The sequence below is a fragment of the Dermacoccus sp. UBA1591 genome, assembly GCF_002322065.1.
GTDB lineage: Bacteria > Actinomycetota > Actinomycetes > Actinomycetales > Dermatophilaceae > Dermacoccus > Dermacoccus nishinomiyaensis.
The window spans coordinates 37760-39957 of the sequence record NZ_DCNR01000018.1; the positions used below are offsets into that span (position 1 = coordinate 37760).

At 69.5% G+C, this 2198-nt stretch carries 2 protein-coding genes; one reads left to right on the forward strand and one right to left on the reverse strand.

What is annotated here, in order from left to right; genetic code table 11:
- On the forward strand, positions 1 to 654 hold a 654-nt coding region (locus tag B2284_RS01845), incomplete at its 5' end, for a GNAT family N-acetyltransferase (RefSeq protein WP_286697107.1).
- 207 nt (positions 655 to 861) lie between these two features.
- Here B2284_RS01845 and B2284_RS01850 read toward each other — a convergent pair.
- Positions 862 to 2061 carry a glycosyltransferase gene (locus B2284_RS01850; protein WP_074046432.1) on the reverse strand — a complete coding sequence of 400 codons (1200 nt, stop codon included), beginning with the start codon at positions 2059 to 2061 and terminating at the stop codon, positions 862 to 864.
- Positions 2062 to 2198: the final 137 nt, after the last annotated feature.

The following is a 2198-nucleotide window of genomic DNA, read 5'->3' on the forward strand; positions in this document are numbered from 1 at the left end:
ACGGGCAGCATCCGCACGATTCACCGCAACCACGCGAAGAAGGGCCTGGAGGTGCGGACGAGCCGCAACCCGGACGACGTCACCATCCTCGCCGCGTTCCTGTCGCAGGCTGCGGGGCACAAGCACATCGTCGCCCGCTCGGCCAGCTACCTGCATGCGGTGGCTTCCGCGATGATGCCGGTGGACGCGGCGACCCTCTACTCGACGTGGAAGGACGGCGCCCCGCTGTGCGCCACCCTCGTCTACGACAGCCCCACCCAGCGGCTCTTCGCCCATGCCGCGATGCCCGTGGAGCATCGAAAACTGCGTCCGAACCAGCCCCTCATCACGCGCGCGCTGCTCGACGCCCACGACGCAGGCATTCGGACCGCTGACCTGTTCGGCCTCGCACCACCGGACGAGCCGAACCATGCCTGGGCGGGATTCAGCGCCTTCAAGCGTTCCTTCGGTGGCGAGGACATCACCCACCTCGGCACCTGGGAACGCGACATCGTGCCCGGAGCGCGACGTGCCCTCGAAGCCCGCGAGCATCTCGCGGAACGTCGTCAGACGCAGCGGGCTCGAGGCCCGGAGGCCACCGCGGACTCGTCGGCGCCCGTGGCGAGCACCGTGGCGACGACGGCGTCAGCGGAGAACAGCTCGGTGCCGCACTGACGATTGGCCGCCGGGTCAACGGCGCGACTGGGGCGTCGTAGGGTCCGCGGGGGGCGACGGGGCAGCGGTGGTGACCACGACATCGTCGATGTGACGAGGATTCGCAGACCGGACTCGGTTCGCAGAGGTGGACGAAGATCGCGAATTTCGTGCACATTCAGGCACACGACGTATGTCGCTCACAGACGCGCCAGGGGCGACGTCGCGTCAACGAGTGGGAATGCTGGCGCGGTAGATCTCGGAGTGAACGCGTGCTCCGGCATCGCGTTCGTCGCGGCGTTCGGCGACGTCGGCCGGGGCGGCGCGCCCTTGGTCGACGGCGACCAGGATCGTGTCGGCAAGCCTGCGAGCGTCGACGGTGGCGTCTTCACTCGCGGCCGCACCGTCCTGGGCCGCACCGTCCTCGGCCTCATCGCCCCGGCCCGCGAGATCGTAGAGGACGGGCGCGTGCTGTTCGCCGTAGAACCCGATGTTCGGTGCCACGACGCGCACGCCGAGGTCGTGACACATCTCGATCCACCCCGAGTGGGTGCCCCAGACGTTCGCCATGACGCTGACGTCGAGGCCACCGACGAACGCGAACAGCGTCGCGTCATCCATCGGCTCGTGCAGGACGAGCGTGATGGCGCCGCGCGCCGCCAGCGCCTCGGCGCGCTCGACGACGCAGGCGTCGTGACCGCGATCGGTTGGGTCCGCAACGGCGCGGTGCATCGTCACGACGATCTCGACGTCAGGCCGCTCATCGGCGACGAGGGCGAGCGCGTCGAGCGCTCCCGCTGCGTCTACGTTCGTGCGAAGACTCTTGAGGTGCAAGCCGATTCGCCGACGATCATTTCGCGCGGGCGCCGCTGTGCTGTCGTCGCTCGACCGCGCGTCGGCGCGGTTCGTCCGAGAGGAAGTGTCATCGAGCAGGAGCGCGGCCATGACGTCCAGCGGCACGATGTGCGGGTGGCGCACGACGACGGCGTCGCGACCCCAGCGAGCCTGGATCGCATCAGCCGCGCCCTGCGTCAGCGTGATGACGGCGTCAGCCGCCGGCACGAGCGCGTCGAGTCGGCTGAGCTGCGCCGCCGGGTCCTTGATGTGCGGGTTGCGCAGGTCGTGCACCGTGACGACGACGCCCTTGCCCAGCTCGTGCGCCACGTCGACGACCTCGCGCAGGTGCTCAGGGCTGAACGACTCGAACCCGAAGTGGACGTGCAGCACGTCGAACTCGCCGGCATGCTCGCGTAGCCAGGCCGGATCGAGGATGCGCGGCGGCCACCAGCGCGTCGAGCCGTCGTCAGCGATGACGGGCGGGTCGGGCAGGCGGATCACCTCGTCGCACCCGGCGCCTGGTGTCTCGCCGGATGGGGAGAGGTGCGCGACGTAGGGGTGATCGGCCGGAACCGACGCGACACGAATCATGGCTTCTCCTGGACGCGATCTCATCGGCTACGACACTGAGCACGACACAGTGAACGCGACCGAGGGCGGGCGCCGTCACCCTACCCGCAGGCTCGCCCGTTGACGGATCGTCGTTGCCCGGATTCGCGTCATGTTCG